Consider the following 22,618-nt stretch of genomic DNA (forward strand, 5'->3'; position numbering starts at 1 on the left):
TATTTATAAATGCAAGAGGTTTTGGTTATGGGTAACCAGACAAAGCAACCTCATTGAATTCCCCCATGCATAACGGTAAAATGAACGATATATGGAAACGTCGATAAAAGGTGGTCTGAACGATGGCGCATGCATTCGCGATCGAGCCGAGCGGCTACACGCCGTTCGAGAACGAAGACGAGGAAATCTCGAAATGCCGGGAATGGGGCTTGCTGTCCGACAAGGCGACCAAGACGAAGGCGTTCACGTACAAGAGGGCCGGACAAGCCTGGGGCTGCAGCATCGTCGGCTACGTCGATTCGTTCACGGCGGTCATCGCGTTCGAGAGCGGGCAGCGTCATTGCATCCACCCGTCCTTCTTGAAGGAGATGCAGGCGTCGAGCTTCGGCAGCCGGGCCGTAGCGGATAGCGAGGCCGAAGGCGCGGCAAGCGGTGAAGGCGAGCCGGTAGTCGCGGCGCAAGCGTTGGCAGAGCCGGCTGCCTCCGAGCCAGCGGCGGCGCCGGAACCGGTCAAGGCGGCTCCGCCCGCGGCGGCGGAACCGAAGAAGGAGCCGGCCGCCAAGCCGGGCAAGAAGCAGAAGCTTCAGTTGCCGGAGGACAAGGTGAAGATGACGGCGACCGTTCAGGAGTTCGCGAAGGTGCCGAACCACTTCACCGAAGAAGAGGACGAGGTCGTCATCTACGAGGCAGTCGCGATTCTCGATCCCGAGATCGAGGTCGGGCTGGCCTGGTCGAGCCATAGCGCCACGCTGAAGAAGCTGGAGCTGGCGGTCGGCGACAAGCTGACGTTCGACGGGAAGATCGCGGCGAAGAAGCTGCTCAAGCATCCGGTCCCGTACAAGATCAACAACCCGAGCAAAATCCAGAAAAACGCCGAAGAGTGATCCGCGTAGGATCGCTCTTTTTGCGATTAGCGATCGGGGGAGGAAGCCGTGAATAAGACGTTGTTGCAGGACGGACTAACGATCATCGCGCGGTGCAAGCCCGTCACCGGCGACATCTGGCACGCGCACTACGGCGCCGCCGCGATCGCGGCATACGATCTCGCGCGAGACGATCGAATCGATCCGGAAGCCGCGCGACGTCTAACGGAGCAGGCGAAGGAGATGGTAAGACGTCACGCGTTGCCGGCCTTCGAGACGGACGGCGGATCGCGCCTCGTCCACGCCGCCGAAGCCGAGGCCGTCATTGTCGCCGCGCTCGAGCGGACGATCGACGGGCTGCACTGGGTCGGCCACAACGCGATCTACGCGGCGCATAGCTTGCGGGCGATTCGGGAGCTGGGCGGCGAGGTAAGCGAGGATGTGCCTGACGGTATCGCGCAACTTATCGGCTCGTTCGAGCGAACGATACCGGGCCGATCTTGGCTCGGCTACACGGCATCCGAAGTCAAGCGACTCGTCATCGAGCCGTCCGACGGCATGCCCGACATCGAAAGGCCCGAGCAACTGTCCGAGTTCGTGCTCGGCGAGCTTGCCGCCTTCGTAACGATCTACCGGGCGGAAGCGCACCACGACCTGATCGGTCATCTGCTCACTTACTCGCACGCGCTCAACCTGCTGCACGACCTCGGTTACGCTGCCCAGTTCAAGAGAGGCGTCGTTCCGCTGCAACGGCTCGCCAAGGCGCTCCGCGCTAGCCGGAGCATCCCGCCCGACGACCCGATCAAGCTCGCATCGCCGGTCGACCGCCTGCCTCTCGTGCCGGCGAGGCGCTCGCCGCATCTGCCCGAAGAGGCGGCGTATTGGGGCGACGAGGTTGCGGAGCACGACTGGGATTACGGCCATTCGTTCAAGTTTCCGGCCGCGTTCTACGATCACTCTCGTCGTGCTCGTTACGCAGACGTCGCGGTCGTTCGAAACTTTCGATACCTCATTAATCTTAAGCACGGTTAAAGAAAAGGTGGAGTCGCACATGTCCGTTCGTCAACGCATGACCCGTAAGTCGATCATCGCAGGGATCGCCCTCGCCCTTGCGTTCGCAAGCGTACCCGTCCAACCGGCGCGTTCCGCGATCGCAGCACCGGCCGTGGCAGCTTCTAAGGCAGTCAAGCAGCCGATTGACGTCGACGACGTCGCGATCGCCGAGAAGTTATTCGGCTTCATCGCGGAAGAGCTGAAGCTATCGGAGGCCGAAGCCTCGGAGCTCGACGCGAGCCGCCTTATGGAAGTGTTCCTCGGCGGAGTGCCCGCCGGCTACGCGAGGCAATTCGTATCGTTCGTCTACCGCGAGGAGACGGGCATCGAGCTGTTGCTGCTGGCCGCCGACGCGAATCTGACCCGCATGCGGTTGCTCGGCAGCGCCGATTCGAGCGAAGAAGGAGCCCTATTCATCAACATGGGCAAGCTGGAGCTGTCGACCGATAACGATCGCTTGATCGTCTGGACGCAGGCGCCGTTCCGTGCGTTCGAATCGAATGCCGAGCTGCAATGGAACGGCGAGAAGCTCATTGTAGCGGTGCATGAATACGACGATCCTTCCCAAGCGTACTTCGATAAGAAGGGCGAGCTGATTCGCAAGAAGGACATCGCCGGGCTGCTTCGCCTGGACGAAACCGACGCGGCGTCGTATCCCGCCTTCTATCAGGAATATTTCGAGCTGGCCGGGCCGGCGTTGCTATTGTCTCACCAGAAGGCGCTGGGCTTCTATCAGCAAGACTTGAAGACGGCGATCCGCTATCTCGCTTACGGACTCGGCCAGTATGCGGACGCGTTCGGCGTCCGGTACGAGGACGGCAAGCTGACGAAGGCTGACATTGTCGGCTCGTCCGAAGAATTCGCCATGCAGCCGACGATCGGCTTCGGCAAGTACGTCGCCATCCTGAACGATTACGCGTACTTCCTGACGCTCGCCGGACGCAACAAGGAGGCGAAGCCGCTGCTCGCGAACGTCGTCAAGCTGGCGCCGGATCGCGTGGTCGCGTATTTGAACTTGGCCGACGCCGAGTGGGCGCTCGGACTGAAGGCGGACGCCAAGACGCATTATAAGCAGTATTGGAAGCTTCTCGGGAGCAAGGCGGCGAAAGTCGCGCCGAAGCGGGTGCAGGAACGGATCAAGGCCAAATAAAGTTACTCCTTATGCGCCGGGACCGTCACAAACGGAGCTTAAGCGGAACCTATAGGATAGCGGGATTCTTATGCCCGCACCGCGGATCGAGGTGTACGTCATGTATGACGCATTATATATGAAACACGGAAGCCGGATGAAAGGCATCGCTTATCGCATGCTCGGCTCGGTATCCGACGCGGAGGACGCGGTTCACGACGTCTTCGCGAAGCTGGCGGCGGGAGAACCGGTCGAGATGCAGTATCCCGGAGCGTACTTGGCGAAGCTGACGGTCAATCGGTGCCTCAACATTCTGAAGTCCGCCAGAAGGCGCCGGGAGAGCTATATCGGAGCTTGGCTGCCGGAGCCGATCATCGAGTCGGCCGAGCAAGGACCCGAGGCGAGGCTGGACAGCGACGGAGACGTCTCGTACGCGTGGCTCGTCATGCTCGAGCGGCTGACGCCGGCGGAGCGGGCGGTATTCGTGCTGCGCGAGTCGTTCGGGTACGGTTACGACGAGCTGGCGTCGATGCTGGGCAAGACGGAAGCGAACTGCCGCAAGCTGCAGTCTCGCGCGGCGGCCAAGCTTAAGGATGCGCCGCAACAGACGGCCCAACCTGAGCCTGAGCACGTCTTCGTCTGGATGAAGGCGTTCCTGAAGGCGGCGCGCGACGGGGATTTCACCGAGGTCATCGCCCGCCTGTCCGAGGACGCGGTGCTCGTCTCCGACGGCGGCGGCAAAGTGCGCGCGGCGATCAACCCGATCTACGGCCGCGAACGGGTGGCGGCGTTCTTCGAAGGACTCTCCGCGAAGGGAGCCTATCGGGGAGAATGGGCTGAGGTGTTCGTGAACGGTCAACGCGGGCTGATGTACCGTAAGGACGACTTCATACGGGTCATTACCGTAGTCGGGGACGAAGATGGACGAATCTCCTCCGTCTACATGATTATGAACCCGGATAAGCTCGTCCACGTGAATTTGCTTAGAGGCGTCACAAACGGGGAACCTACATTGTCTTAGGTTTGGTAAGCAACACAATAACCGAATCACGAGGAGGACAACCCCATGCAACAAAGAATCGACTACGTAAAAGTCGCGCCGGGCTTATTCCAACACATCTTGCAATTGGAGCAATATATCCGCGGAGCCGGCTTGGATAAGAAGCTGCTCGAGCTCGTGAAGATCCGCGTATCCCAAATCAACGGCTGCGCGTACTGTCTCGACATGCACACGCACGAGACCCGCCAAGGCGGCGAGAGCGAGCAACGCATCCATTGCCTGCCCGCTTGGCGCGAAGCGCCGATCTATTCCGAGCAAGAGCGTCTGGCGCTCGAGCTCGCGGAAGTCGTCACGCTGCTGCCTTCGAACCGCGTATCCGACGAACTGTTCGGCCGCCTGCGCGAGCATTGGGACGAGAAGGGCATCTGCGATCTCGTCGGCGCGATCATCACGATCAACAGCTGGAACCGCCTCGCGGTGTCGATGGGCAACGTGCCGCCGATTCGTTAAGCGATGTTCTATATGGTAAGAAGAGCCGGGACTCCTCCTTACGAGGGGCTCCGGCTCTTCGGCGTTCATGGCCTTTCATTACGTTTCACGGCGCGAGAGCCTTGTCGAACAGGCGGATGACCTCGGCGCTGTACGTCTCCAGGTCGAGTCCGGACGTGATCGACGTTCCGGCCAGTTGCTCGCCGATCGCGCCTTGGATCGCGCTGGCCATGACCGGCACGAGGAACGGCCCGAAATCACCGCTTGCTTGCCCTTCGGCCAGGATGCCTTTGAGCATGGCGGCCATCGGGTCTTCTTCGCCGTCGTCTTCCAGCTTGTAGTAAGGAACGTTGTCCGGCGTTCGGGCATGGAAGATAATCTCAATCAGCGCCGCATTGTGCTTCGGCCGCGTGCCTTGGTACGCGAGATGCGAAGCGATGTACGCGTGCAGCTTCTCCCGCGCCGTCTCCGCGGCTTCCACCCGCGCGCCCACGTACGTCACCATCTCGTGGAGCAACGTCATGAGCGTATGATCCATCAGGTCGTTCTTGTCTTGAAAATGATACGACAGAAGCGCGGTGCTGACGCCCGCCCGCTTGGCGATCTGGGCGAGACTCGCGTTCGCGAAGCCGATCTCGTCGAGTGTGACGATGGCGGCTTCGATCATCTGCGCGCGCCGCGCTTCGGTGATGAAGGAAGGTTTATCTCCCGGATTAGGACCCGTCGGCATCCTTGTTCTCCTTTGCGCCGGACTTGGATTTCCTGCTTAGCCAGCCCAGCATGATGATGAAGATAATAATCGCGATATTGATCGTCAGCTTAACCGGATTCGCGTCGCTCAGCCATTCGAAGAACGAGCCGTCGGACAGCTTGCCGGCGGCTTTGCCGGCGACGACGAAGACGACGATGACCAGGCGAGCGGCGAGAATGATCGGAATGAAGGACAGCGCGAGCTTGAACCATTCCCAGCCGCTCTTGCGACCGGTCGCCAGGATCGGCGCGGCGGCGAGCGCCGTTAAGCTGCCGATGGTCATTAGAATCGGTTGAATCCAATGATACCAGCGGAACTCCGGATCGTCCAATGCGTCCCCGTAGAAGTGCCAGACCGCCCATAGCGCGGCCATGCCGATGAGCGCGCTAATGGGAGACAGCCATCTTAAGTCGTTTTGCGAGAGCGAGGTTTCGGGGGATGCGGATTTGTTCGTATCGTTCATGAACGTGTTCCTCCTCATAATTTGTTCGTTTACTTAAAATACTGATTACTTAATCAAATATTAAATCGACCGACCGAAAAAGTCAACGGGCGGTCGTCTTCTCGGGAAAAGACTTCGCCCGAGCAGCGGGTCGCGTCGTTTGATGCCGCATGGAAAACGCGATATACTTGTACCCAAAGCGTTAATAACTGGATGTCAATGGGAGGGCTAGCGCGTGGCGAAGACGGACTATCAGAACCCGGACGAGTATATTCGTACGTTTCCGAAGGAAGTCCAGGAAGGGCTGGAGCTGATCCGGCGAACCGTCAAGGAAGCCGTGCCCGAGGCGACGGAAGCGATTAGTTATCAGATTCCGGTATTCGAGCATCACGGCAAGCTGATCTATTACTCGGCTTACGCGAAGCATTACTCGCTGTCTTTTCCGCCTCCGTTCGCGGTGTTCGAGGCGTTCAAGGAGCGGTTGTCGCGCTACGCCGTATCGAAGTCCGCCGTACAGTTGCCGATGAGCGAGCCGCTCCCGACGGCTCTCATCGCGGACATGGTCAAGTTCAACGCGCGGGAGAACGAGAACAAGCCCGCGAAGAAGCGCAAGTAGCCCGTTAATCCGAACGAAGGAGCCATTGCCGCGCCTATGAACACGAACAAAATGCTGCCGATCATCGTCATCTTCTCGATCGTTCTGATCGGAATAATCGCAACGCTCTTCTTCTTGCCCGGTTACGAGGGAGCCGTCGGGTTCGACGTGACGATCCTTCCTTTTCTCAACGCCGTATTCAATCTGTTCACCTTCTCGTTCCTGCTGATCGCCTTGATCTCGATCAAGCAGCGCAATATCGCGCGTCACCGCGCCTTCGTCCTGGCGGCGTTCGGCACGACGTTCCTGTTCCTCGTCTGTTACGTCGTCTACCACTTCCTGACGGAACCGACGACGTTCGGCGGGGCTCAGTGGCTGAAATCCATCTACTTGTTCATTCTCGTCACGCATATTCTGCTGGCCATCGTGAACGTGCCGCTCGCGCTCATCAGCGCCCTGTTCGGCTTCGCGATGAAGGCCGAGCGCCACCGCAAGATCGCCAAATGGACGATGCCGATCTGGCTGTACGTCAGCAGCACCGGCGTTATCGTCTACTTGCTGATCTCGCCTTATTATTGAGGAGCTATTCCCGATGAAGTCGCACGGTTGCAGAGAGCGCCGTTGCGGCTTTTTCCTATGCGTCCGCCGATCGCCGATATGATAATTATCATGCGCAACTCATGACTATAATGCGTGGGAAGGCGATCGGCGATGCGGTAAGATGGGGTGCATAAGGAGTGATGAACGATGAACGCGGCAATCGAGCTAGAGCGGGTCACGAAGATATACAAGGGTAAAAAAGCGGTGGACGATCTGTCGCTGAAGGTGGAGAAGGGCACGGTGTTCGCGCTGCTCGGGCCGAACGGCGCCGGCAAGACGACGACGATCTCGATGATCCTCGGCATGCGGCAGCCGACTTCCGGCCGCGTGAAGCTGCTCGGCGGCGATCCGAAGGATATCCGGGTGCGCGACCGGATCGGGGCGATGCTGCAGGACGTCAGCGTCATCGACAGCCTGAAGGTGGCGGAGACGATCAACCTGTTCCGCAGCTATTATGCGAAGCCGCAGTCGTTGGAGCAACTGCTTCGCATCTCCGGCCTCGAGAAAGAGCGGGACAAGATGGCCACCGCGCTCTCGGGCGGACAACAACGCAGGCTCGGCTTCGCGCTCGCCGCGGCCGGAGATCCGGAAGTCATCTTCCTCGACGAGCCGACCGTCGGCATGGACGTCACGTCGCGGCAGACGTTCTGGGACACGATCCGGACGATGGCCGACAGAGGGAGAACGGTCGTGCTTACGACGCACTATCTGGAGGAAGCCGACAGTCTGGCAGACCGGGTCGTCGTCATTAACGAAGGACGGATCGTCGCCGACGGCACGCCGAGCCAGATCAAGGCGGAGACGACGGGCAGGGTCATCTCGTTCACCGCCGGAGCTTCGGTTACGACCGAGCTGCTGAGCGCGCTTCCCGGAGTGACGAACGTCGAATGGAACGGCCGCCGCGCGAAGCTGCATAGCGGCGATACCGACCGGTTGATCGCGCTGCTCATCGAACGGCGCTTCGATATGCGGGACATCGAAATTCAGAGCGGCGGCTTGGAAGACGCGTTCCAAGCGCTCGTTCAGCAGAAAGGGGCACACTGACATGAATGGGATTACGATGCGGGCGACGTTCGCCCAGTGCAAGGCGGAGCTGCTCCGCACGGCTCGCAACCGTCGATTCGTTATTTTCTCGGTGATCATGCCGGTCATCTTCTACTTCATCTTCACGAGCACGGTCGGAGACGATACGCAGGTCGGCAACGTCGATTGGAGCTCGTATTACCTCATGTCGATGACCGTCTACGGCGTCGTCGGCGCGAGCCTTACGTCCTTCGCCCAACGGCTGTCGAAGGAACGCTCGCAAGGCTGGCTCTCGCTGCTTCGTATTACGCCGCTGCCGTCGTGGTCTTACGTCGTGTCCAAGGTCATGGCTCAGGGGTTCATTAACCTCTGCATCGTTCTGATCATGTTCCTCGTCGGCGGCTTCGTGAAGCATGTAGACCTATCGGCGACGGCATGGATCACGAGCGGGCTGTTCATCTGGATCGGCGGCTTCTCGTTCATGGGCATCGGCACGTTGATCGGCTCGCTGAAGAACGCGGACTTCGCGCAGGTGCTGTCGATGATCTGCTACATGGGGATGTCCATCCTCGGCGGACTCTGGTTCCCGACCGAGTCGATGTCCGATACGATGCAGAAGATCGCCCATGCGCTGCCGACGTATCGGCTCGGCCAAGGCGCGTGGGACGCGGTCGCGGGCGCTTCGGTTAACTGGAACGGCGTGCTTATCTTGATCGCTTACGTAGCCGTCTTCCTCGCGATCTCTTCCTACGTCATGAAGAAACAGGATGCGGTGTAAGGATGAAGCGACTGTCGACAATTCACGAAATGATTCTAAAGCGGCCCGAAGGGGGGCCGCCTTTCGCGTTCGCGATGGTGTGGCTCGTCTATCTGCTGTTCCCGATAACCGAAGTGGCGGACAAGGCGCCGGTCGAGCAATGGGTCGGCTTCCCGCTCATCGTCGCGTTCGCCGCTTCGCATATCGTAGGCTTCGTGCGGGAGCAATGGCGGTTGGCCTGCATCGTCGCTCAACTGTTCATCATCGGCTATTTCATCTGGCGTTATCACGAGAGCTTCGTCTACATGGGCTTCTATACGGCGTCGCTGCTCGGCATGCTGTCGACGACGCGGCAGATCGGCATCGCGCTGTCCGGCATGTTCATGCTGTTCGGGTTCGATGTATGGCGGTACGAAATGACGCGGACGATGGACGACTTCCTGGGCTTGCTGCCCGCGGTTCTCGCCATGCTGCTGCTTCCCGTCGCGATGCTGATCGGCCGGCGTTCGCGGCGGTTAAGGATGCAGCTGCGTCTCGCCAACGACGAGATCGAGCGGCTGTCCAAGAGCGAGGAGCGGCAGCGTATCTCTCGCGAGCTGCACGATACGCTGGGCCATACGCTGACGATGATTACGCTCAAGAGCGAATTGGCGGAGAAAATGATCGACGCGAAGCCCGAGCGGGCGAAGCAGGAAATCCGCGACGTGCAGGCGACGTCCCGCGCGGCGCTTAAGCAGGTGCGGGATCTCGTGACCGATATGAGCGCGGTGACGATTCTCGAAGAGCTGCCGAACGCCAAGCGCATATTGGCCGCCGCTTCTATCGGCGTGAAGCTGCAAGGGGACTTCGATAGCATCGCGCTTAGTCCTCTGCTCGATAACTTGCTCGGCATGTGCATGCGCGAAGCGGTCACGAACGTCGTGAAGCATAGCCGCGCTCGCCTGTGCACGATCGCTTGGGCGGAGGAGCCGGCACGGTACGTGCTGACCGTCGCCGACGACGGCGTCGGTCTAGCCGGTCGAGACGAACAGGGAATATTGCCGGCTCACGGCCACAACGGCCTGCGAGGGATGCAGGAGCGGTTGAACCTGGTCGACGGGCTTCTGAGGTTGACGCCGAATTCGCCCCAAGGACAAGGGGCTCGGCTTACGATTACGGTGCCGAAGGTTAACGCGGCATCTTCGGGGAGGATGTAGGATGAGGATTATTTTGGCGGAGGATCAAGGCATGCTGCGGGGAGCGCTGAGCGCGCTGCTCGATCTGGAGCCGGACATCGAAGTCGTCGGACAAGCGGAGAACGGGGAACAGGCGCTCGCGATGATTCGGGAGCTGAAGCCGGAGCTGTGCGTGCTCGATATCGAGATGCCGCTGCTGACGGGACTGGACGTCGCCGAACGGCTGCGTGCGGATAACGACTCTTGCCGCGTGATCATTCTGACGACGTTCTCCCGCGCGGGGTACTTCCAGCGGGCGATGAAAGCCGGGGCGAAGGGGTTCCTGCTGAAGGATTCGCCGATCGCGGAGCTCGCGGCGGCGCTTCGGGACGTGCACGCCGGCAAGCGGGCGATCAGTCCCGAACTCGCGCTGTCGTTCTGGGAGTCGGAGAATCCGCTGACGGAACGCGAACGCGAGGTGCTGAAGCTGGCGCGGGAGGGCATGTCCGCGGGCGAGATCGCGGACGTGCTGTTCCTGACGGCGGGCACGGTGCGCAACTATTGGTCCGAAGCGATTCAGAAGCTGGAAGCAAAGAATCGGGTCGACGCGATCGCCATCGCGGCGAAGAATGGATGGTTGGACTAGGCGGGCAGGTGGTGCGTGGGGCGGAGTTAGCGTGAAGACCGGCTTTCGGGGCGTGGACCCCGGGAAGCCGGTCTTTTTGGTTTGGTCGATTGCCTGCTCCGGATTGCTGCGGCAGATTAACGTTATGAGGTGGCGTTAAATGGGCGGTTTGTCGGCGTATGGCGAAATAGCTTTATGAGACAGCGTTAAATCGGCGGTCGAGCGACCGCTGGCGGAATAACGTTATGAGACAGCGTTAAATCGGCGGTCCGGCGACAGTTGGCGGAATAGCGTTATGAGACAGCGTTAAATCGGCAGTCGGGCGACCGTTGGCGGAATAACGTTATGAGACAGCGTTAAATCGGCGGTCGGGCGACAGTTGGCGAAATAGCGTTATGAGACAGCGTTAAATGGGCGGCCGGGCGACAGTTGGCGAAATAGCGTTATGAGACAGCACTAAATTGGCGTGAGGCCGGCGTATGGCGAAATAGCGTTATGAGACAGCACTAAATTGGCGTGAGGCCGGCGTATGGCGAAATAGCGTTATGAGACAGCACTAAATTGGCGTGAGGCCGGCGTATGGCGAAATAGCGTTATGAGACAGCGTTAAATTTGCGTGAGGCCGGCGTATGGCGAAATAGCGTTATGAGACAGCGTTAAATTTGCGTGAGGCCGGCGTATGGCGAAATAGCGTTATGAGACAGCACTAAATTGGCGTGAGGCCGGCGTATGGCGAAATAGCGTTATGAGACGGCACTAATCCGGCGCCTCACCTCAATTCGTGTCGTCGGAACGGTCGATGAGTAGAATGTACTCGCTCCCGACCGGAATCGAGACGGTGCGGATCCACTTTCGCGTGTCCAGATCCGAGTAGCGCGGCGATAACATCGCCTCCGTGCGGGACTTGCCGCGCGAGAGCAGCGGAATGAAGTACGGGCGCCAGCTCCAATCGGCGTTGCGGTATTGCTTCTGCACGCGCCATTCTCCGCCGTGGCTCCTGTCGTGGTTGGAGGACAATTGAATGCCGGTGTTGGTGCATAGGAAGACGCGGTGGCAAGATTCGTCCAGACTGCCGAGCATCGCCCGTATCGCGTCGTCCGCCTGGTCTGCCGGATCTGCCGAGACGGAGCGATCGGCGGCGAGCGGGGAACGGGACATCTCCTGTTCGATATCGGACCGGCGAACCGACTCGATGAGCGCGGTGCCGACTTCGTCCCAATGCGCTTGCGACTCCCGGAGCCGGTCCCGGTGATCCGCTAGCTCCGCCTCGATCAGCTCGGTGAACGCGTCCGGCGCGATGAACCCGGGGACCGCGGGGGAGAATAGGTAGCCTTGCACGTATCGCGCGCCGATCTGGATCGCCCGCCGCAAGTCGTCGCGGGTTTCCACGCCTTCGACCAAGAGCGAGGCGCCCATCTGCTCGGCCAACGTCGAGAAGGAACGCATGGCGCCCAGGTACCCTTGGTGGACGGCGCTCTTCTTCATCAAGTGAATATCGATCTTCAGCAGGTTCGGCTGAATCTGGGCGATCCGGTCGAAGTTGCTGAAGCCGGAGCCGACGTCGTCGATCGCGATCTGGCAACCGCTCTCCCGGTAGAGATTGATGATCTGGTTCAACTCCGACATGGAGCCGGTGAACTCTTCCTCCGTAATCTCGATGCAGATGCGACGCGGATCGACGCCGTACTTCTGCAGCAACTGCAAGGTATGCAGTTCGCCCGTCTTGACGTACTGGTCATAGATCCACGAGGGCTTCAGATTCAGGAACAGAACGGGAGGATCGGCCATAGCGCTCAGCTTCCCGAGCGCTTGCTCGCGCAGCAATCTGTCCACGCGCACGTGCTCGGCCACGGAGATGCCGGCGTCCGTGAAGAACGGGCCGAGGCTGCGGATCGTCCCGTCCACGGCATGCCTGCCGAGCGTCTCGTATCCGACGATGCCGCGCGTCTCCAGCGCGATGATCGGTTGGAAGTAGGCGTGTAATTCGCCTAAGGGTGCAGTGGAAGGTACGGCGTCGTCGCCTGTTGCGGTACCGTTGCGGTTATTCATAAGGAACCCCTTCGCTAGCCTCGGTGTCATGAATGTTAACATCAGCCATTTTTCATTATTGTAATGTAAAGTCTGACGTTAGCATAGTGAACATTGTCGAATTAGTAGGAATAATTGAAGATTCCGTCGAGAAGACGCCGCGCGAGCCACTTTTTACATAACTCCTCATCTATTCGCACATCTCAATAATAGTCGTTTGGTAGAGTTTGAACGTTGAAGAAATACGAGACCAATCGAGGAGGATATCTCATGGCGAAGTGGTTCATCCGAAGGAAGAGATTCATTGGCCTAGCCATGGCCGTTGCATTGTTGTTCATTACGGTAATCCCGCAAGGATTCAACGGACAAGCTTCGGCTGCCGCGAATGCCGATCACGTCGTGATCAGCCAAGTGTACGCCGGCGGCAAGGACAATGCTTCGAGTCCATCCACTTATACGCACGACTATATCGAATTGTATAATCCGACGGAGAATCCGGTTGCTCTGGATAACTATTCGATTCAATACGTTCCCGTCGGCTATACAGCGGGAGACTGGAACGTCATCGCGTTCGGCGCGAACCAGACGATCCCGGCTCATGGTTATTTCCTGATAAAAGGCAACCAAGGCGGCGGAGTAACGAATGAGACGTCTAAGGCGGTAAACAATCCGGACGTGACGGCTTCCGGCTCCTTCCCTCACTTGAGCAAGAACGGCGGCGTCGTCGCGCTCGTGAGCAGCTCGACTCCTCTGTCCGCCGCTCAGTCCAGCGGTAACGGTATCGTCGACTTGGTCGGCTTCGGCAAAACGTCCGCAGGCCCGGCGGCTTACGAGAACGCGGCGTCGACGGGCGCGTGGCCGGCGGACCTATCCTATAAGAAGTTTCTCGTTCGCAAGGGCGTGAACGATGCCGGAACCGTCATTACGCCGACGAGTACGAGCACCGGGTACGGCAACGGTTACGATTCGGATGCGAACAGCGTCGATTTCGTCGTGCTGGATGCTGCCGACGGCGGCGTTATCGCCCCGCGCGGCAGCCAATTTCCGGTCGAGCCGCTCATTCGCGGCACGGTCGAAGGCTCCGACAACACGATCGCGATGAACGACGCGAGAACGGTTAACCCGGCTAACGATTCCTTCAAGGTCAACCTCTCGAGCGTAACGGGCACCGTGTATAGCGGCAACTTGACTAGCTCCGTCTACGTCACGCCGGAAATTCCGGGCCTTGCGGTATCCGCGACGGGCGACAACGCGACCAATTCGGTTACGATTACGCTGAGCGGAACGGCGAACAGCGACGTAACGGGCGATATTCCGTTGAAGGTCGTGGTTACGTCCAACGCGCTCCAGTCGGGCGGCAACCTGTACGGCAACTCGCAAGAAATTCAAGGAGCGACCCTGCTTGCCTTCAGCGCGGCGCCGATTCCGGCACCTGAGCTGACAGTCTCGGCAGGCGACGCTTACGGTACGGCGAACACGACGCAGACGACGATCTTCGTCGACGATACGATCGGCGGAACGAACAAGCTCGTCTATAAGAGCTTAGGCGCAACGGCTGCTGCCGTACCGAACGTCGGCGATACACTGACTGGTTACACGGACTTGCCGGCAGACAAGAAAGTTACCGCTACGAACGGAGAATATATCGCCGTTGCGGAAGTGAACAACTCCACGGGTGCTGTCGTGAAATTCGGCCAAACGCCGGCTGTCGTCGAAGGAGATCGTCCCGACCTCGTCAGCGTAACGAAGATCGGCAGCTTCCAAGCCGGTCAGTCGAGCGATAGCGGCGGCATCGCCGAGATCGTGGCGTATAACCCCGAGAATAAGCGTTTCTACTCGGTCAACGGAGCATCCGTTCCGCCGAAGCTCGATATCGTCGACATCAACGCCGACGGCACGACGAATCTTCACAAGAGCGTGCGCATTAAAGAAGACCTGTTGACGCCGAGCGTTCCCGGCTTCGAGTACGGCGACTTCTCGAGCGTGAACGTGAATACGGAGAACGATCGGATTTATCTGGCGATTCAAGCCAAAGACTATTCGGCGAACGGAATCATCCTCGCGCTAGACTATGAGGGCAATTTCCAAGCAAAATATGATGCCGGCGTACAACCGGATATGGTGACTTCGACTAAAGACGGCAAGTATGTGCTGACGGCGAACGAAGGCGAGCCTCGCTTGAAGGATGCGGACGGCGCGTCCCATCCGAACGGGGATCCGAAAGGCAGCGTTACGATCGTCGATCTTACGACGGAAACTCCTGCATTCTCCAACGTTGAATTCACCGACACGAGCGTCATTGCCGACGACGTTCATATCCGCTCGGTTTCCACGAACGGCGCAATCACGGCAGCACCTACATTATTGACCAGAGGCACGAAGGCCCAAGCGGCGTACGACTTCGAGCCGGAATATATCGCGATCTCGGGCAACAAGGCTTACGTCTCCCTGCAGGAGAATAACGCCATCGCGACGATCGACATTAGCGGCAAGAGCGTTATCAGCGTGAAAAGCTTAGGGTACAAAGATTTTAGCTTGCCTAACCATTCCCTTGATCTCGTTAACGACGGTCAAATTCGTTTCGAGAACGTGCCTTACTACGGCATGTACATGCCGGACGGCATCGACGCGTATACGAACGAGAACGGAACGTACCTGTTCACGGCTAACGAAGGGGAGGCGACGGCCGACTGGCCGGGCTTCACGAACAATGGGAAAGTCGGCGGCAGCTCGCGTTACAAGAACGTCGAGATCAACACGGATAAGCTGGACCAAGGCTTCTATATGGGAGGCGGCCGGTCGTTCTCGATCTATAACGCCGACACGCTGGAGCAAGTATACGACAGCGGCAACGACTTCGAGAAAATTACCGCGAACCGGGTAACGGCGAACTTCAACGCAAGCAACAGCAGCACGTCCATGGACAACCGCAGCGCGAAGAAGGGACCTGAGCCGGAATACGTCAAGGTCGGCAAGGTAGGCAACAAGGCGCTCGCGTTTATCGGGCTTGAGCGCGTCGGCGGCGTCATGACGTACGACGTGACGAACCCGCTCAGCCCCGTATTCTTGAACTACACGAACACTCGCGACTTCAGCCAAGGCCTGAATGCCGACACCGGTCCGGAAGGCGTCGAATTCATCTCGGCTTCCGACAGCCCGACGGGCTTGCCGCTCGTGCTCGTGGCGAACGAAGTCGGCGGTACGATCGCCGTGATGCAACTGAACGTGACGAAGCTCACGCTCGATCAAACCGCTGTTTCCCTGAAAGTCGGCGACGCGGCGAAGAAGGTTAACGCAACCGTAACGCCTTCCGCGACGGTAACGTGGACGTCCTCTAACACGTCTGTGGCAACGGTAGACGCAAGCGGTAATGTAACGCCGGTAGCAACAGGCACGGCAACGATTAAAGCAGTAAGCGCGGACGGTTATGCCGCTGCCGAAGTTGCGGTAACGATATCCCCGGCTGACGGCACGGGCGGTGGAGATTTCACGCTGCGCGTGCTGCATACGAACGATACGCATGCGCACTTGGATACAGTCGCGAAGCGGGTGACGGCGATTCAGGATAACCGGACGTCGAACACGATCTTGCTGGATGCGGGTGACGTGTTCTCTGGTACGCTGTACTTCACGAAGTACGAGGGCATGGCCGATCTCGAGTTCATGAACTTGATCGGCTACGACGCCATGGTGCCGGGTAACCACGAGTTCGACAAAGGCCCTGCGGCGTTGGAGCGGTTCATTAAGGCCGCCGGCTTCCCGGTCGTCAGCTCGAACATCGATTACAGCGCGAACACGGGACTGAACGGTATCTATAAGAACGAAATCGGAGGAATCGACAATCCGATCGCGGACGCTCACATCTATCCGTCCGTCGTGCTCAGCGTAGACGGGGAACAAGTCGGCGTATTCGGCTTGACGACGGAAGAAACGGTCGGCATCTCTTCCCCGGGCGATACGCTGTCGTTCGAGAATTACCTTGCTAGCGCTGAAGCTTCGGTGGCGGCACTGAAAGCGGAAGGCATTAACAAGATCATCGCGTTGTCGCACATCGGATATGAGTTCGATCGGATCCTGGCTGACGAAGTGGAAGGCATCGACATCATCGTCGGCGGCCACAGCCATACGAAGCTGGATCAGCCCGTCGTGAGAAACGCGGCGGACGAACCGACGGTAATCGTGCAGGCAGGCGAATACGGCGATAACCTGGGCAAGCTGGATGCTGTGTTCGATACGGATGGCGTCTTGAAGTCGTGGGACGGCCAGTTGATTCCGGTTGCCGGATATGCGGACGATTCGGTCGCGAAAGCGAAGCTGGACGTATACAAAGCGGAGATTGCCGAGCTCATGTCGGAGGTCGTCGGCAAGACGAACGTTCAGCTTGTGTACGAACGCATGATCGACGGCCAGATGAAGCGCGTCGTACGCCAAGAGGAGACGAACCTTGGCAATCTGATTACGGACGGCATGAGGGAAGCGATGAAGTCGAAGATTAGCGCGCTCCTTCCAACCTCCGAGCTGTCTTCGATTAAAGGTTATATCGCGCTTCAGAACGGAGGCGGCATTCGCACGGGCATTCCGGCCGGCGATATTACGCTGGGTCAAGTTCGGACGCTTATGCCGTTCGATAACAGCATCGTCGCGGTGAAGGTGACGGGACGCGAACTGATTCTCGCGCTCGAGAACGGCGTCGCGGACGCGCCGGCGGAACGGGGCGGATTCGCGCACGTGGCGGGCATGAAGTTCTATTACGATTCGACGAAGGCGAAGCAGACGATCGACCAGTCGGCGGGAACGATTACGTCTAACGGATCGAGAGTCGTTAAGGTCGAAATTCAGAACGCGGACGGCTCCTATTCCGTCGTCGATCCGGACGCGTACTATATGCTCGCGACGAACTCGTTCACGGCGGCGGGAGGCGACTTCTACTACTCGCTGAAGCAAGCGAAGGACGCCGGCAGATATTACGAGCTGTATATGCCGGATTACGAAGTGTTCCTGGAGCATCTAGATCGGGTTGGCACGGTCAACATTAGCACGCAAGGGCGCATCGTTGATCTGAAAGGTCAGCCTCTGCCGGGCGGTAATACCGGCGGTAATACGGGAGGCAACACGGGCGGATCCACGACTCCGGTCACGCCGCCGAAGACCGACGAACCGACTTCTTCCACAGAAGGCGGCAAGACGACGGTGAAGACGGAAGTGCCTACGAAGACCGACGCGAACGGCAACGCGACGGCAACGGTTAATAAAGAACAAATCGACGCGGCGCTGAAGGCGATCGCATCGAACGGTACGAATACGGTATTGGAATTCAAAGCGACGGCAGACGCCGGCGCGAAGCAAGCGACGATCAATCTGCCTTCGGATTCGTTCAAGCAAGTGGCAAGCAGCGGCGCGGGCGCTGTCGCGATCGATGCAGGCATCGGTCAGCTCGTGTTCGACGGCAAGACGATCGATACGATCGCGGGCGCGGCGAACAGCGGCGAAGTCTCGGTCGCGATCGTCAAGACGAGCGCGGCGGACGTTGCGGCCAGTGCGCCTGCAGGCGCGAAAGACGCGATTATAGCGGCGATCGGCGACCGTCCGGTATTCGACTTCACGGTAACGGCAGGCGGCAACAAGGTGTCGGACTTCGCGGGCGGAACGGTTACGGTTAACGTGCCATACACCCCGAAAGCCGGCGAAGACTTGAACGCGATCGTTATCTACTACATCGCGGACAACGGCGACATCGTCATGGTACCGAACGGCTCATACGACGCGGCGACGGGCAAGCTGACGTTCGGCGTCAAGCACTTCTCGCAATACGCGGTGGGCTATAACTCGGTATCCTTCGATGATACGAACGCAAGCTTCGCGAAAGACTACATCACGTATTTGGCGGCTCGGAATATCCTTAAAGGCGTTAACGACACGACGTTCTCGCCTTCGGCGCAAGTTACGCGCGCGGACTTCACGCTCATCTTGGCGAGAATCGCCGGCGCGGACCTGAGCAAGTATAGCGGCAGCAGCTTCGGAGACGTACCTGCGGGCACATACTACGCGGCATCCGTTGAATGGGCATCGCAAGCGGGCATCGTCAACGGCGTAGCGACAGGCAAGTTCGCTCCGCAATCCTCGATTACGCGGGAGCAAATGGCGACGATGATCGTGCGACTGGCGAAGGCCATCGGCGTAACGCTGCCGACGACCTCCGCAGCCGTAACGTTCGCCGACGAAGCCGACGTCCAGCCGTACGCGCTGGAAGCGGCGAAGGCGGTGCAACGAGCGGGTATCATCAACGGTAAGACGCGCGCTAGCGTGTCGGGCAGCTTCTTCGCTCCGGCGGACAACGCGACGCGCGAAGAGACGGCCAAGATGCTGGCGATCTTCATGAAAGCTTCTTTGAACTAATCCATACTTGTCCGTAGGAGCCCCTCGCGAGAGTCTCGCGAGAGGGGCTCCTTTTTAACATTCCACTGACGTTCGCGACACATCTCGCTAATACTCAAGTTGTACTCTACTTGTAGACAACTACTCTACCAAAGGGGTTATCAACTCAATGAACAGAACTTCGAAGCTGTCCGCAGCCGTATTGACGACATCCATTCTTCTCGGAGCGATCGCTCCGACGACTTCGTTCGCAGCTTCTCCGGCCGCAACGACGCAAGCGAAGAAAGCCGGCTTCACCCAGGCGACCGTCGAGCGCAACGCTCAAGGCAAAGTCGTCATCCGTTGGCAAACGAACGCAGACCTCGGACCGATCAAAATTTACTGGAGCACGTCGCCCGACGATATCAAGGCGAAGGGCAAGCTGCTCGGCGCGACGATGACGAGCTACGGCGGTTACGTAGCCGCGGATCCGAAGCCGGGATCCCGCGTGTACTATTGGATCAAAGCCGGCAACGGCGCGACGGCGACGACGGCCGAGCGCCAAGTGCAACTGCAAGGCGCGTTCAACTTCCGCGACCTGGGCGGCTACAAGACGACGGACGGCAAGACGGTGAAGTGGGGCAAGCTGTTCCGCGGCGAAGAGCTCGGTCACCTGACCGCTGCCGACTTGAAGACAATCCAGGAGATGGGCATTAAGACGAACGTCGATTTCCGGACCGACGCTGAAGTGAAGGCATTGGCGGATCCCACGATCGCGGGCGTGAAGTACGTCCGTACGGACGCCGGCAACGTGGGCTCGACGGCGGACCTGCAATCGATGATTGCCTCCGGCATGATGAAGGATGCGGACACCGCGGTACAGATGATGGCCGGCTTCAACAAGCAGATGGTCGACGATCCGAAGTTCTACGTGCAATTGATGGAACTGCTCAACGATCCGAAGAACATCGGCCTGCTGCAGCACTGCACGGCGGGTAAGGACCGCACGGGTCTCGGATCCGCGATCATCCTGCTGACGCTCGGCGTCGACGAGAAGACGGTCATGGAAGACTACCTGCGCAGCAACTTTTACCGCGCCGAAGCGAACAAGAAGATGATCGACGGCGTTAAGCAGCAGATCAAGGACGAGAACGTGGTTGCCGCCATCTCGACTTTGATGGGCGTTCAGAAGGAGTTCCTGCAAGCGGCCATCGACGAGATGAAAGCGAAGTACGGCTCCATCGACGCGTTCATCGAGAAGGGCCTCGGCGTAACGAAGCAAGAGCGAGCGAAGCTGAAGGCAATGTATACGGCGTAAGCCGGAAGAAGAGAAGCCCCTCCGGACCGGAGGGGCTTTGTTATGCGAATATGCGGATATAAGCAGAAGACCCGAAGAGCGCAACAGTCGCAAGATTGTCACGCCGCGCTCGGTCCCATATGCATCGTTCGTGCTAAACTATGGGAAAATATCCAATCCAAAGGGTGATTCGCATGGTAGTGGTCATCGTGTCGTTAGCGACGGCGATCTTGCTAGCGGTCAGCGGCTTGCATCTGTACTGGGCGAGCGGCGGACGATGGGGAGGCGCGGCGGCCGTCCCGCGGAAGGCGGACGGAGGGGAGCTATTGTTCAAGCCCCGCGTGCCGGAGACGGTCGCGGTAGCGTTACTATTGCTCGTCGCCGCGGCCGCGCTTCTCGTCCAAGCGGACCTGATCATCATAGGGACCGTCGATCGTTACGCCAAGTTCGCCTGCATCCTATGCGCGGTCGTGTTCTTCGTCCGTGCTGTCGGCGAGTTCAAGTACCTCGGGCTGTTCAAGCGAATCCGGAACACGGCGTTCGGCCGCAACGATACGCTGTATTATAGCCCGATGTGCTTGTTCCTGGCGCTCGCGTACGTGCTGGCGTTGCTGGGATAACAGATTCCCAGCTATCTAGATCAGCTTCTTGTACTGCTTGATCACGCTCTGGTGCATGCCCTCGTGATAGAGGTTGAAGCTTAGGAATTGCTCGGAAGACGCAAGCGTGATGCCCGTCGACGTCGTGTACGGCGGCTCGATCGCTTGCTGCATCCGATCGCCGAGCGCTTCCTGTATGCGTGCCAGCTGGCCGCGCAGCAGCGCTTCGAGCTCCGGCAGCGTCGGGGGCGTAACGCCTTCCGGCGGGTTCAGCGGCGTCGTGCCGTATTCGAACAGCGCTTTGAAGCCGTCCGGCAATTGAAGCGGCAGTCCGATGTAATGGAAGGCGAACCGCTCCAGCACGACGTATACGTGGCCGAGGTTCCAGCGGATGCTGTTGCGGAAGCCGTCCGGGATGATGTCCGCCGCTTCCTCGGTTACGCCTTCGATCGCTTTAACCGTGCCGCCGCGTACGAACGCCAGTTGTTTGAACAAGTAATGAGACATCGCCTACGTCACTCCTCTATCCATAAATTGAGAGTTATTATACCATAAGGCGGAGGTGATCGAGATGATTATCGAACCGGCGACGCGCGGCGATTCCGCGTATATTCGCTCGAGGGATCGTCACGTGCGTCCCGACCTGATCGACTCCAAGATCGATAACGGCGAAATCATGATGATTCGCGATGCCTACGGCGCGGCGATCGGTTGGCTGCGCTACGGGTATTTCTGGGACAATACGCCATTCATGAACATGCTGTGGCTGGACGAGCCGTACCGGGGACAAGGCTTGGGCAAGAGCGCCGTCCTGCATTGGGAAGACGAGCTGCGGAGGCGAGGCTTCCCGCTCGTCATGACCTCGACGCTGTCGAACGAAGAGGCGCAGCACTTTTATCGTAAGCTCGGTTATAAGGATGCCGGGTGTCTTCTGCTCGAGGGCGAAGCGCTCGAAATCCTCATGACCAAATCGCTCTAACTCCAATTCAGATAAGGGTTGGGCATCGGATGAGCGAATTTGTCGGACAGCCCGCTCATCCGGCACAGCTTGTATAGATCGTGCGAGCCCATTAGTTGATGACGCAATGCCGCGTACATGTTGTTCAGCGACTCTCTGGCGATTCGCCGCGCTTGCTCCAGCTGGTTATTGTTCAGCTCGCGCATGACCTGGCTGACGACGTCGAGCGGATAACCGGCGTTGCGCAGCGTGCGGATCATGAGCGCTTGCCGCACGTGGGAGCGCGTGAACGTCCGGTACCCGTTGTGCGGATCGCGATCCGGCGTCAGCAGCCCTTCCTTCTCCCAGTGCCGAATGGCGGACGCCGGAATCGACGTCTCTTCCGATACTTCCCCGATCGTTAACCCCTTCCGGCGCGACTTGGCGTCCACTTCGTCGAGCTCCCGGGTCTCCAGCATTTGAATCGTTTTCTCCGTCATCGTCTTGTCCTGCCATAGCTTCGCCTGCTGCTCGTTCAGCGACCAGAGCGCCTCGTCCATGCGTCCGTCGCGGACGAGACGAAGGGCGTTGCAGGTAAGCGTCATGCCGTATCCGGGATACATGGAGCGTATACACTCGAAGTAGGCGACGTGCGTCTCCGTGTAAATCCGGTAGCCGTTGGGGCCGCGGTCGATCGGCGGGAGGACTTCCCAGCTTTCGTAATGGCGAAGCGCGCTCGTGCTGACGTTCAGCCGGCGGGCGATGTCGATCGGGCGAATAGGCAAGACGGGTTCCATCCTCTCGTGAAACATTGAAGCACCATAGTAAAGTTGAAGTTTAAATATCGACGTATTTTATACCTAACCTTATCATTTGCATTAATGTTATACAATGACCTTGCGTGGTAATCGATCGAGAAACA

At 59.1% G+C, this 22,618-nt stretch carries 20 protein-coding genes; 15 read left to right on the forward strand and 5 right to left on the reverse strand.

Annotated features, from left to right (window positions below):
• Positions 1-122: 122 nt before the first annotated feature.
• The 5 genes from ACFQZG_RS15420 to ACFQZG_RS15440 all read left to right on the forward strand — a co-directional run bounded on the left by ACFQZG_RS15420 (position 123) and on the right by ACFQZG_RS15440 (position 4,555).
• Positions 123-884, forward strand: coding sequence for a hypothetical protein (locus ACFQZG_RS15420; protein WP_378153998.1), 762 nt, complete (start codon positions 123-125; stop codon positions 882-884).
• A gap of 48 nt (positions 885-932) precedes the next feature.
• Positions 933-1,895 (forward strand): hypothetical protein, encoded by a 963-nt coding sequence (locus ACFQZG_RS15425; RefSeq protein WP_378154000.1) that lies wholly within the window; start codon positions 933-935, stop codon positions 1,893-1,895.
• Between the two features lie 19 nt (positions 1,896-1,914).
• Positions 1,915-3,066: a type IV pilus biogenesis/stability protein PilW gene (locus ACFQZG_RS15430; RefSeq protein WP_378154002.1), complete on the forward strand. Its 1,152-nt coding sequence runs from the start codon at positions 1,915-1,917 to the stop codon at positions 3,064-3,066.
• A 100-nt stretch (positions 3,067-3,166) separates the two neighbouring features.
• Positions 3,167-4,066 (forward strand): RNA polymerase sigma factor SigJ, encoded by a 900-nt coding sequence (gene sigJ, locus ACFQZG_RS15435; RefSeq protein ID WP_378154004.1) that lies wholly within the window; start codon positions 3,167-3,169, stop codon positions 4,064-4,066.
• 45 nt (positions 4,067-4,111) lie between these two features.
• A complete protein-coding gene (locus ACFQZG_RS15440) occupies positions 4,112-4,555 on the forward strand; it encodes a carboxymuconolactone decarboxylase family protein (RefSeq protein WP_378154006.1) in 444 nt (147 codons plus the stop codon).
• 85 nt (positions 4,556-4,640) lie between these two features.
• Here ACFQZG_RS15440 and ACFQZG_RS15445 read toward each other — a convergent pair whose 3' ends face one another.
• Positions 4,641-5,264, reverse strand: coding sequence for a TetR family transcriptional regulator (locus ACFQZG_RS15445; protein WP_378154008.1), 624 nt, complete (start codon positions 5,262-5,264; stop codon positions 4,641-4,643).
• Positions 5,248-5,748 carry a hypothetical protein gene (locus ACFQZG_RS15450; RefSeq protein WP_378154010.1) on the reverse strand — a complete coding sequence of 167 codons (501 nt, stop codon included), beginning with the start codon at positions 5,746-5,748 and terminating at the stop codon, positions 5,248-5,250. Before ACFQZG_RS15450 ends, ACFQZG_RS15445 begins: the two co-directional genes overlap by 17 nt.
• 214 nt (positions 5,749-5,962) lie before the next feature.
• Between ACFQZG_RS15450 and ACFQZG_RS15455 the strand changes: the two genes are divergently transcribed.
• From ACFQZG_RS15455 to ACFQZG_RS15480, 6 genes are all read left to right on the forward strand, one after another.
• Complete coding sequence (locus ACFQZG_RS15455; protein ID WP_378154012.1) at positions 5,963-6,343, forward strand: iron chaperone; 381 nt, start codon at positions 5,963-5,965, stop codon at positions 6,341-6,343.
• 36 nt (positions 6,344-6,379) lie between these two features.
• Positions 6,380-6,901 carry a DUF420 domain-containing protein gene (locus tag ACFQZG_RS15460; protein WP_378154014.1) on the forward strand — a complete coding sequence of 174 codons (522 nt, stop codon included), beginning with the start codon at positions 6,380-6,382 and terminating at the stop codon, positions 6,899-6,901.
• Between the two features lie 168 nt (positions 6,902-7,069).
• Positions 7,070-7,966, forward strand: coding sequence for an ABC transporter ATP-binding protein (locus ACFQZG_RS15465; protein ID WP_378154016.1), 897 nt, complete (start codon positions 7,070-7,072; stop codon positions 7,964-7,966).
• Between the two features lies 1 nt (position 7,967).
• Positions 7,968-8,723, forward strand: coding sequence for an ABC transporter permease (locus tag ACFQZG_RS15470; protein WP_378154017.1), 756 nt, complete (start codon positions 7,968-7,970; stop codon positions 8,721-8,723).
• Positions 8,724-8,725: 2 nt separating this feature from the next.
• Entirely contained in the window at positions 8,726-9,898 is a 1,173-nt protein-coding gene (locus tag ACFQZG_RS15475) for a sensor histidine kinase (protein WP_378154019.1), read from the forward strand.
• A 1-nt stretch (position 9,899) separates the two neighbouring features.
• The gene (locus ACFQZG_RS15480; protein ID WP_378154021.1) at positions 9,900-10,502 is read left to right on the forward strand and encodes a response regulator transcription factor; all 603 of its coding nucleotides are present in this window, start codon (positions 9,900-9,902) and stop codon (positions 10,500-10,502) included.
• Between the two features lie 753 nt (positions 10,503-11,255).
• Here ACFQZG_RS15480 and ACFQZG_RS15485 read toward each other — a convergent pair.
• Positions 11,256-12,530, reverse strand: a complete 1,275-nt coding sequence (locus ACFQZG_RS15485) for an EAL domain-containing protein (RefSeq protein ID WP_378154023.1) — start codon at positions 12,528-12,530, stop codon at positions 11,256-11,258.
• 249 nt (positions 12,531-12,779) lie between these two features.
• Here ACFQZG_RS15485 and ACFQZG_RS15490 point away from each other — a divergent pair, with 249 nt between their 5' ends.
• From ACFQZG_RS15490 to ACFQZG_RS15500, 3 genes are all read left to right on the forward strand, one after another.
• A complete protein-coding gene (locus ACFQZG_RS15490; protein ID WP_378154025.1) occupies positions 12,780-18,905 on the forward strand; it encodes a choice-of-anchor I family protein in 6,126 nt (2,041 codons plus the stop codon).
• Between the two features lie 148 nt (positions 18,906-19,053).
• On the forward strand, positions 19,054-20,181 hold the full coding sequence (locus tag ACFQZG_RS15495) for a tyrosine-protein phosphatase (protein ID WP_378154027.1): 1,128 nt from the start codon (positions 19,054-19,056) through the stop codon (positions 20,179-20,181).
• A gap of 173 nt (positions 20,182-20,354) precedes the next feature.
• On the forward strand, positions 20,355-20,780 hold the full coding sequence (locus tag ACFQZG_RS15500; protein WP_378154029.1) for a DUF3995 domain-containing protein: 426 nt from the start codon (positions 20,355-20,357) through the stop codon (positions 20,778-20,780).
• A 15-nt stretch (positions 20,781-20,795) separates the two neighbouring features.
• Here ACFQZG_RS15500 and ACFQZG_RS15505 read toward each other — a convergent pair whose 3' ends face one another.
• Complete coding sequence (locus ACFQZG_RS15505) at positions 20,796-21,266, reverse strand: DinB family protein (protein ID WP_378154031.1); 471 nt, start codon at positions 21,264-21,266, stop codon at positions 20,796-20,798.
• A gap of 64 nt (positions 21,267-21,330) precedes the next feature.
• Here ACFQZG_RS15505 and ACFQZG_RS15510 point away from each other — a divergent pair, with 64 nt between their 5' ends.
• The gene (locus ACFQZG_RS15510; RefSeq protein ID WP_378154033.1) at positions 21,331-21,738 is read left to right on the forward strand and encodes a GNAT family N-acetyltransferase; all 408 of its coding nucleotides are present in this window, start codon (positions 21,331-21,333) and stop codon (positions 21,736-21,738) included.
• On the opposite strand, the gene ACFQZG_RS15515 is transcribed toward ACFQZG_RS15510, so the two are convergent.
• Positions 21,735-22,481, reverse strand: a complete 747-nt coding sequence (locus ACFQZG_RS15515; RefSeq protein ID WP_378154034.1) for a MerR family transcriptional regulator — start codon at positions 22,479-22,481, stop codon at positions 21,735-21,737. The genes ACFQZG_RS15510 and ACFQZG_RS15515 overlap by 4 nt on opposite strands.
• Positions 22,482-22,618: the final 137 nt, after the last annotated feature.

Origin of the sequence: Cohnella sp. GCM10027633 (assembly GCF_042675445.1) — a bacterium.
Classification (GTDB): domain Bacteria; phylum Bacillota; class Bacilli; order Paenibacillales; family Paenibacillaceae; genus Cohnella.

Coding starts and splice junctions, on each gene's coding strand:
- ACFQZG_RS15445 (WP_378154008.1), bottom strand. CDS start 5,264: ATGCCGACGGGTCCTAATCCGGGAGATAAACCTTCCTTCATCACCGAA.
- ACFQZG_RS15450 (WP_378154010.1), bottom strand. CDS start 5,748: ATGAACGATACGAACAAATCCGCATCCCCCGAAACCTCGCTCTCGCAA.
- ACFQZG_RS15480 (WP_378154021.1), top strand. CDS start 9,900: ATGAGGATTATTTTGGCGGAGGATCAAGGCATGCTGCGGGGAGCGCTG.
- sigJ (WP_378154004.1), top strand. CDS start 3,167: ATGTATGACGCATTATATATGAAACACGGAAGCCGGATGAAAGGCATC.
- ACFQZG_RS15430 (WP_378154002.1), top strand. CDS start 1,915: ATGTCCGTTCGTCAACGCATGACCCGTAAGTCGATCATCGCAGGGATC.
- ACFQZG_RS15485 (WP_378154023.1), bottom strand. CDS start 12,530: ATGAATAACCGCAACGGTACCGCAACAGGCGACGACGCCGTACCTTCC.
- ACFQZG_RS15505 (WP_378154031.1), bottom strand. CDS start 21,266: ATGTCTCATTACTTGTTCAAACAACTGGCGTTCGTACGCGGCGGCACG.
- ACFQZG_RS15440 (WP_378154006.1), top strand. CDS start 4,112: ATGCAACAAAGAATCGACTACGTAAAAGTCGCGCCGGGCTTATTCCAA.
- ACFQZG_RS15470 (WP_378154017.1), top strand. CDS start 7,968: ATGAATGGGATTACGATGCGGGCGACGTTCGCCCAGTGCAAGGCGGAG.
- ACFQZG_RS15465 (WP_378154016.1), top strand. CDS start 7,070: ATGAACGCGGCAATCGAGCTAGAGCGGGTCACGAAGATATACAAGGGT.
- ACFQZG_RS15510 (WP_378154033.1), top strand. CDS start 21,331: ATGATTATCGAACCGGCGACGCGCGGCGATTCCGCGTATATTCGCTCG.
- ACFQZG_RS15460 (WP_378154014.1), top strand. CDS start 6,380: ATGAACACGAACAAAATGCTGCCGATCATCGTCATCTTCTCGATCGTT.
- ACFQZG_RS15475 (WP_378154019.1), top strand. CDS start 8,726: ATGAAGCGACTGTCGACAATTCACGAAATGATTCTAAAGCGGCCCGAA.
- ACFQZG_RS15490 (WP_378154025.1), top strand. CDS start 12,780: ATGGCGAAGTGGTTCATCCGAAGGAAGAGATTCATTGGCCTAGCCATG.
- ACFQZG_RS15420 (WP_378153998.1), top strand. CDS start 123: ATGGCGCATGCATTCGCGATCGAGCCGAGCGGCTACACGCCGTTCGAG.
- ACFQZG_RS15495 (WP_378154027.1), top strand. CDS start 19,054: ATGAACAGAACTTCGAAGCTGTCCGCAGCCGTATTGACGACATCCATT.
- ACFQZG_RS15500 (WP_378154029.1), top strand. CDS start 20,355: ATGGTAGTGGTCATCGTGTCGTTAGCGACGGCGATCTTGCTAGCGGTC.